Genomic DNA, 7958 nt, shown 5'->3' on the forward strand with positions numbered 1-7958 from the left:
CAACGACTTTCGTTGGCTTGCAAGGGAAGTCTTGACCGGGTGTTGGAGCCGACTGTAGCGTCCCTCTCGCTAATTGAGCAGCGATGCTCATATATTGATAAACTCAGGGAGTCGGCGATGGCCCACCCGAAGAGTGCGTCGCAGGTCGATCCACCGTTGTCCGGATTCCGGGTGCTGGAACTCGGGAACTTCATCGCAGCACCGTTCGCGAGCCGGATCTTCGCGGACTTCGGTGCCGAAGTCGTCAAGATCGAGCGCCCGGGTGCGGGTGACGAGCTGCGGGGCTGGCGGCGCAGCCGGGGCAGCACCTCGATGATGTTCCGGACGATCGCCCGGAACAAGAAGTCGATCACGCTGGACCTGCGGACCGACGAGGGGCGCGAGCTGGTCCTCGACCTGGCCCGCTCCTGCGACGTGGTGATCGAGAACTTCCGGCCGGGGACCCTCGAGCGGTGGGGCCTCGGTCCGGAGGAGCTCACCGCGGCGAACCCGGACGTGGTGCTGGTCCGGATCTCGGGGTACGGGCAGACCGGCCCGTACCGGGACCGAGCCGGGTTCGGCGGGGTCGCCGAGGCGTTCGCCGGGTTGCGGCAGGTCACGGGGCACCCGGATCGCCCACCGGTACGGCCCGCGGCTCCGATCGGCGACGCGCTGGCCGGGCTCTACGGTGCGATCAGCGCGCTGATGCTCCTGCTGGCCAGGGCGCACGGGCGGCCGCACGTCGGGCCGAGGGTGGCCGATGTGGCGCTCTACGAGTCCGTGTTCATGGCCATGGAGTCGCTGGTCCCGGACATGGACGCGTACGGCGAGATCCGCCGGCGCACGGCGGGGAACCTCCCGGGTGTCGTGCCGAGCGGCGTCTACCCGACCTCCGACGGGCAGTCGGTGATGATCGCGGGCAACTCCAGCGGCGTGTTCGGCCGGCTGATGGCCGCGGTCGGACGCCCGGACCTCGGCGAGGACCCGGCGCTGGCCGATGGCAGCGCCCGCGACGCGCGCGAGAGCGAGCTCGATGCTGCGATCAGCGACTGGACCCGTCGGCGCACGGCCCCGGAAGTCGTCGAGGTCCTCGGAACGGCCGGGGTTCCGGTCGGCCCGGTGTACGACGCCGCGGGTATCGCCGAGGACCCGCACTTCCAGGCTCGGGACATGGTGCGCCCCCTCAAAGTCGTCGTCGAGGAGGCCCCGGAGGAGATCCGGTTCCCCGGTGTCGTCCCCCGATTGCCCGGTGCGCCCGGTGACGTTCGGTGGGTAGGCCCCGAACTCGGGGAGCACACCGGAGAAGTGCTGGGCGGCGTCCTGGGGCTCGATGCCGACCGGATCGCGGCGCTGCGAGCGAAAGGCGTCGTCTGATGACCGGGCCGGGCAGTGTCGACGGGGTCGAGATCACCGACGTCGTGCTGCGGGACGGCCTGCAGGACGAGCCGGTCGTGGTCGCCGTCGAGGGCCGGGTCCGGATCGCGGAGGCGCTGGTCGCGGCGGGGGTCACCCGGATCGAGGCAGCGTCGTTCGTGAACCCGGACCGGGTTCCGCAGATGGCCGGCGCCGAGGAGCTCGTCGCCGCGCTGCCAGGTCGCCGCGGGGTTCGCTGGAGCGCGCTCGCGCTCAACCGTCGCGGGGTGCAGCGGGCGATCGACGCCGGTGTCACCGACGTGTGCGTCGTCGTGTCCGCCGCCGAGGGGCACAGCAGGGCCAACGCCGGCCGCACCGTGGCCGACGCGCTGGCCGACCTCGACGGCGTCGTGGCCGAGCACCCGGAAGTGAGGTTCACCGGCGGAGTGGCGACCGCGTTCGTGTGCCCCTTCGACGGCGATATCGCACCGGCGCGGCTGGCCGAGGTCGCGCGTGCCTATGCCCGGATCGGCATCACCGATCTCGGTCTCGCGGACACCCTGGGGACCGCCGATCCGCAGCACGTCGTGCGCTCGGTCGGCGCGGTGCGAGAAGCCGTTCCGGACGCCGCGGTCGGCCTGCACCTGCACGATGCTCTGGGGCAGGCCCTGCGCACGGTCGACTTGGCCCTGGGGCTGGGCATCACCCGGTTCGACGCCGCCACCGGTGGCTACGGCGGCTGTCCGTTCGCACCCGGTGCGCACGGCAACATCGCCACCGAGATCCTCGTGGAGCACCTCCACGAGCGGGGAGTGGACACCGGCATCGACGTCGGCTTGCTCGCCGAAGCCCTCGCCGCAGTCGAGAACGCGCTCCTCCGCGGCAGCCCGATCAGCTGATCGGGAGCACATCGGCGGTCGGCCCGCGCGTGGCGGGCCAGCACACCACTCGCATTCGCGTTTGCGCGATCACCTTCACACTGTCTGTCGGCCCGAGGCCGATGCGTTTGGGAGACAACGATGTCCACTTCCCACGACAGAACCCCAGCCCCTTCGGAAGCGCGGCCGGACCGCGCGGCCACCGAGCGCCAGGTGCCGTTCCTGCTGCGCGGGCCCCGCCTCGCCGGTCTGCCGGCAGCGGTGTTCCTGATCGGCGCCGGTGTCGTGCTGGCCGCCGCGCTGACCGGAAACTTGCCCAACTCCCTGCTGTCCGGATTCGCCGTCACGATGCTGTGCGGTGGTCTGCTGATGGCGGCCGGTCACCAGGTGCCGGTTCTGCGGGACTACGGCCTGCCGACCATCCTCTGCACGTTCATCCCGGCGATCCTGCTGTTCTTCGGCCTCTTCCCGCAGACCGCCGCCACCGTGGTCAGCAGTTTCGTCGAGGACAGCGGGTTCCTCGACTTCCTGGTGATCACCATCATCGCGGGCAGCATCCTGGGCATGCCCCGAGCGTTGCTGCTCAAAGCCGGACCGCGGTTCGCGGTGCCGTTGCTGGGTTGCCTCGTGCTGACCTTCTTGCTGGTCGGCGCGCTCGGCGCAGCGCTCGGATTCGGGTTCGTGCCGGGGATCCTGCTCGTCGCTGCGCCGATCATGGCCGGTGGACTGGGGATCGGCGCGGTTCCGATGTCGCAGATGTACGCCGGAGCCAGCGGCGGCAACGCGGATGCCTTCATGGGCCAGTTGATGTCGGCCGTCGTCATCGCCAACATCCTCTGCATCGTGATCGCCGGCATCTACAACGGTCTCGGCAGGCGCGGAAAGCAGCTGTTCGTCGGTTTCAACGGCAACGGCCAGCTCATGCGGATCCAGCGCCGCGACATCCAGATCGACACCGGTTCCGCCCGCAGCGGCGCCACTTTCGTCGCGCTCGGCCAAGGCCTGCTCATCGCCGGGCTGCTCTTCGTGTTCGGTCAGCTGCTCGGCGGCCTGGTTCCGGTGCTGCACCCCTACGCCTGGACGATCATCGCCGCGGCCGCGGTCAAGATCGCCGGATTGCTGCCCGGGCAGTTGGAGGAATCGAGCACCTGCTGGGGCGAGATGGCGACCGCGCTGTTCGTGCCCGCCCTGCTGGTCGCGGTCAGCGTGACCTACATCGACATCGGTGATGTCCTGGCCGCGGTCAGCAGCCCGAAGTTCCTCGTCCTGACCGCCGCGACCGTCATCATCGCCACGCTGACCTCCGGTCTGCTGGGCTGGCTGGTGAAGTTCTACTTCGTGGAAGCGGCGATCACCCCGGGCCTGGTCATGGCCGACACCGGCGGCAGCGGCGACGTATCCGTGCTCAGCGCGGCGAATCGGATGCACCTCATGCCGTTCGCAGCGCTGACCAACCGCCTCGGCGGCGCGGTCGTCCTGTTCATCACCTCGCTCATCGCCCCGCTGCTGGCGGTTCCCCTCTGATCCGCTCACCGCGGTCGCCGACACCAACCACTTGACGAGCCGGGACCCGGGAGCGGGGCATCGACGTCCGCTCCCGGGTCCTGCGGGGAGGGAGCCACTCGCCATGAACGCCAGTCCGCCGCGCCCGGGCGGTTCCCAGCCCTATGCTGGGGCGGTGACTTTTGATCCGCTCGCCGGCGCCGAGAGCGGCCCGGTCATCCGGTCCACCGGGGTCGGAGTGCTGGACCGGGTCATCGCCGTCCTCGACGTCGTCGAGGTCCGCCGGCTGACGGCGTCCGAGCTCGGACGCCACCTGGGGCTGTCCACCCCCACCGCGCACCGGCTGGTGGGGTCGATGATGACGCACGGACTGCTCAGCCGTGACGAGGACGGACGTCTGCGCCTCGGGGCGCGGTTCTCGCTGCCCCACCTGGACCAGGTCATCACACCGGTCCTGTCGACGCTGCAGCAGCAGACCGGGGAGACCGCTCAGGTCTGGGTCCTTCGCGGCGAGCACCGGCTCTGCACGGCCAGCGTCGAATCTCCCGCCGAACTGCGCGCATCGGTCCCGGTCGGGACTCTGCTGCCGTTGTCCGCCGGTGGGTCGGCTGCCCGGGTGCTGGGCGAGTCGACACCCGCAGCCGACTGGGTGGACAGCATCTCCGACCGCACTCCCGGACTCTGCTCGGTGAGCGCCCCGGTCCGGCTGCCTTCAGGCGAGGTCGTCGCCGCGGTGTGCGTCTCCGCGCCGCTCCTGCGGGTCGGCGACGACGGCCCCGGTGCCCGTTACGGCGATGACGTCCTCGCGGCAGCCGCGCAGCTCTCGGACGCGCTCCACCGGCACTGACCGGCGCGCGTCGGCACCTCCCGCCTGAGGTCTCCTAGCTGGATCGGGCCGGGATCGAATCGCAGCTGCCGTGCAGCCGGAGCGATGTTCTCCACTTCTGCCGCCCTCCGGGCGAGTCTCTGCCGAGCCCGGCAGCATGCGCGCGGCCACGAAAAAGCTTGGCCCGACACCGAATGCGGGCAACCCCGGCATGCATCGCTGCACTGGAATCGCGCGTCCACTGTGGACGAATGATCGTCCGGGGCTTCTGTCGAATCCGCGGCGTCGGTGTTCGTCAACGCTGCGCGGTCAACGAGCCGAGGAGGCGTCCCGTCGTCTGGGCGTCGAGATCCCCCTGCTCGAAATGATCTGTTGACCATCCTCTCATCTTGCGGCAATACTACTCACACATTGAGAGTACTTACCACTGTGTGAAAAGAGTATGGCATGCGTGCTTCAGTGCTGGGGCTCGGTGAGGCCGGGAGCCTGTACGCTTCCGGGCTGGTCAAGCAGGGTTGGACGGTCTCGGGCTACGATCCGGCCGACCACGCCACGCCGCCCGGAGTCGTCAGAGCGAGCACTCCGGGGGAGGCCGTCGACGACGCCGAGGTGGTGCTGAGCCTGGTGGGCGGATCAGCAGCGCTCTCGGCGGCGGAATCCGTCGAAGCGTTCCTCCACCCGGACGCCGTCTACGCGGACATGAACGCGGGCGACCCCGCGGTGAAGGCGCAGATCGCGGCGAGGGTCGGCGAGGACCGGTTCGCCGATGTCTCGGTGATCGGTTCGGTGCCGACCAACGGTGAGGCCACGAGCGTGGTCATCAGCGGAGCGGGTGCGCAGGCGGCTGCGCGCGTGTTCGCCGCTCTCGGCGCCGAGGTCGAGAACATCGGAGGCCGTCCGGGCGAGGCCACTGCGCGCAAGTTGCTGCGCAGCACGTTCATGAAAGGTCTTGGCGCGTTGATCGTGGAATCCGTTGCCGCGGGCCGTGCGGCCGGGGCGGAGGAGTGGGTGCGCGAGCAGATCTCCAACGAGCTCAGCGGGGGAGCGGGCGCGCTGGACCGGCTGCACGACGGCACGTACAAGCACGCCAAGCGGCGCTCCGTCGAAGCCGATGCGGCGACGGCACTGCTCGACTCGCTCGGCCAGCGGCCGATCCTCACCCGCGCCACCGCTGAGCTGCACCGCGGTCTGGCCGATGCGGCGCAAGCCCCGGTCGAAGACGTGCTGGCCGGGTACGCCGGGCTGGCCGTGGCCAACATCGGTGACGCGCGCGACCGGATGGGCATGCTCGACGGCGGAATCCACTCGCTGTGGAAGGGGGCCCGGTTGGTCGGGCGGGCCCGCACGGTGTCGGTGCGCAGCGGGGACAACCTGGCGGTGCAACGCGCGGTCGCGGTTTCCCAGCCCGGTGATGTGCTGGTCATCAACGGTCAGGGCGACACGAGCCGTGCGCTGATCGGCGAGTTGATCGCCGAGCGCGCCAAGGCGCGGGGCGTCGTGGGCATGGTCATCGACGGTGCCGCGCGGGACGTCGTCGAGCTGGAGCGCATCGGCTTCGGCGTGTGGGCTCGCGGAGTTTCCCCGGCCGGCCCGTACAAGCACGGCCCGGGGCAGCTGGACGTGCCCGTTGCCGTCGGGGGTGTGGTGGCCTGCCCCGGGGACGTGGTGGTGGCCGACGACGACGGCGTCATCGTCGTACCGGCGGCCGAGGCCGTCGCCGGTTTGCTCGGCGGTCGTGCCGTGGAAGCCGACGAGGCGCAGCGCCGCGCCGCGATCCTCGCCGGGAGAGCGTGATGGCCGGGGTGTGGGCGCTGGTCGCGTTCGTCGGCGTCATCATCATCTGGAACGCGGTGTTCAAGCGGAACATCGGGGAGGCCATGATCCTCGGCTTCCTCGCCGTCTGCGCGTTCGCCCTGTTCGGCGGGGTCGAAGGTGGCGGGTCGCCGCTGGAGTCCATCGGTGCCGCGGTGCTCGAGGCCATGCAGGAGGAAGTCACCTTCGCCGGGCTGGCGTTCGTGTTCATGAGCTACCTGCTCACCAGGACCCCGGTGCTGGACAAGCTGATCGACCTGCTCAACTCCGTGTTGGGCCGGCTGCGCGGCGGACCCGTCTACACCGCCACCGTCGCAGGCGGCATCTTCGGCGCGATCGCCCACGTCGGCGCGGCGGTGACCGCTGCGGTCGGATCCGTGACCGTGCCGTGGATGAAGCGCTCCGGCGTCAAACCGGAGCTCGCCGCGACCGTGGTCGCCGGCGGTGCCGGGATGGGGGTCACCTTCCCGTTCTCCTCGACGATGTTCATCCTCGTCGGCGGTCTCGCCGCCCAGGGCATCATGCAGCCGGACGAGATCGTCAAACCGCTGGCGCTGGCCGGGCTGTGGTGCCTCGGTTACCGCTTGGTGCTGGTGTTCTTCCTCGTCCGCCGGCACGACATCGAGCCGATCTCGGCGGCGGATCGGACGCCGTTCGGGCGCAGCCTGCGCACCGGGTGGACGTCGCTGCTGCTGTTCGTGCCGATCCTGGTCCCGCTGCTGCTGACCCGCGGACCGATCGCCGAGCTGCTCGGAACCTACTCCGGCGTGGGCGAGTCACTGAAGAAACCGGTCGAGCTCGCCGACGGCACCACCCTGCCCGCGCAGGCCTACGCGATGCCGGACGTGATCAGCCTGATCACCTGGATCCCGGTGCTGATGATCGTGCTGGTGCTGCTCCTCGGCCGGAAGCACCTGCCCCGCAGCGCGTCCGGCTGGTGGTCGACGGTGGCCAAGGCCGCACCGTCGTTCGGCGTCATCGGCATCACCATCGTCGCGGCGTTCTCGGCGTCGAACCTGCTCGCGGACCTCGGACTGGCCGACCAGCTCAAGACCGTGCTCTCCGGCCTGCAGGCGCCGGGTTGGATCATGGCCATCGCGATCGGCGTGATCATCGTGGCCATCGCCATCCCGCTCACCGCGAGCGCGACCATGGCGGCAGTCGGTCCGGTGGCGGTCGCCGCGCTGGTCGGAGCCGGGATCCCGGCCCCGATCGCGGCTGCCGCGGTGCTGATCTTCGCTTCCACGGAGGGAGCATCACCGCCCTCCGGGGCGCCGATCTACGTCGCTTCCGGCATCGCCCGAGTCGATCCGGTCAAGACGTTCCTCCCGCTGCTGAGCTACTACTGCCTGCCGATCCTCGGCATGGGCGTCCTGATCGCCATCGGCGCACTCCCCGTTTAGCCGAATCTGGAGGCAACTCGACGATGAGTTCCACGACAAGTGCTCCCGCGCCGACGTCATCGGCGCCGGCCCGCCCGACCCGCATCGCGACCGCCCTGTTCGTCATCTCCGTGGTGTTCTTCCTGATCGCGGGTGCGGCCATCGTGATCGGGCAGATCGCGATCCTCGCCGCTGGTGATGCCACGGCCGCCCACCCACGTAACC

General features: G+C 70.2%; 7 protein-coding genes. All 7 read left to right on the top strand.

The window, feature by feature from the left end:
* The first annotated feature begins 117 nt into the window (after positions 1-117).
* On the top strand, positions 118-1353 hold the full coding sequence (locus ABTZ89_RS03840) for a CaiB/BaiF CoA transferase family protein (protein ID WP_351039768.1): 1236 nt from the start codon (positions 118-120) through the stop codon (positions 1351-1353).
* Positions 1353-2231 carry a hydroxymethylglutaryl-CoA lyase gene (locus tag ABTZ89_RS03845; RefSeq protein WP_351039771.1) on the top strand — a complete coding sequence of 293 codons (879 nt, stop codon included), beginning with the start codon at positions 1353-1355 and terminating at the stop codon, positions 2229-2231. Before ABTZ89_RS03840 ends, ABTZ89_RS03845 begins: the two co-directional genes overlap by 1 nt.
* 120 nt (positions 2232-2351) lie before the next feature.
* Positions 2352-3734, top strand: coding sequence for a 2-hydroxycarboxylate transporter family protein (locus ABTZ89_RS03850; RefSeq protein ID WP_351039773.1), 1383 nt, complete (start codon positions 2352-2354; stop codon positions 3732-3734).
* A 154-nt stretch (positions 3735-3888) separates the two neighbouring features.
* Complete coding sequence (locus tag ABTZ89_RS03855) at positions 3889-4560, top strand: IclR family transcriptional regulator (RefSeq protein ID WP_351039776.1); 672 nt, start codon at positions 3889-3891, stop codon at positions 4558-4560.
* A gap of 426 nt (positions 4561-4986) precedes the next feature.
* On the top strand, positions 4987-6333 hold the full coding sequence (locus tag ABTZ89_RS03860) for an RraA family protein (protein ID WP_351039778.1): 1347 nt from the start codon (positions 4987-4989) through the stop codon (positions 6331-6333).
* Complete coding sequence (locus ABTZ89_RS03865; protein WP_351039781.1) at positions 6333-7754, top strand: TRAP transporter large permease subunit; 1422 nt, start codon at positions 6333-6335, stop codon at positions 7752-7754. Before ABTZ89_RS03860 ends, ABTZ89_RS03865 begins: the two co-directional genes overlap by 1 nt.
* Positions 7755-7777: 23 nt before the next feature.
* A partial coding sequence (locus tag ABTZ89_RS03870; RefSeq protein WP_351039784.1) for a hypothetical protein occupies positions 7778-7958 on the top strand: 181 nt, incomplete at its 3' end.

The sequence above is a fragment of the Saccharopolyspora sp. NPDC002686 genome (assembly GCF_040295745.1).
In the GTDB taxonomy this organism is placed as follows: domain Bacteria; phylum Actinomycetota; class Actinomycetes; order Mycobacteriales; family Pseudonocardiaceae; genus Saccharopolyspora; species Saccharopolyspora oryzae.

Excerpts from the sequence above, each read along its gene's own strand:
- ABTZ89_RS03840 (WP_351039768.1), top strand. The coding sequence starts at position 118 with ATGGCCCACCCGAAGAGTGCGTCGCAGGTCGATCCACCGTTGTCCGGA.
- ABTZ89_RS03860 (WP_351039778.1), top strand. The coding sequence starts at position 4,987 with ATGCGTGCTTCAGTGCTGGGGCTCGGTGAGGCCGGGAGCCTGTACGCT.
- ABTZ89_RS03865 (WP_351039781.1), top strand. The coding sequence starts at position 6,333 with ATGGCCGGGGTGTGGGCGCTGGTCGCGTTCGTCGGCGTCATCATCATC.
- ABTZ89_RS03845 (WP_351039771.1), top strand. The coding sequence starts at position 1,353 with ATGACCGGGCCGGGCAGTGTCGACGGGGTCGAGATCACCGACGTCGTG.
- ABTZ89_RS03850 (WP_351039773.1), top strand. The coding sequence starts at position 2,352 with ATGTCCACTTCCCACGACAGAACCCCAGCCCCTTCGGAAGCGCGGCCG.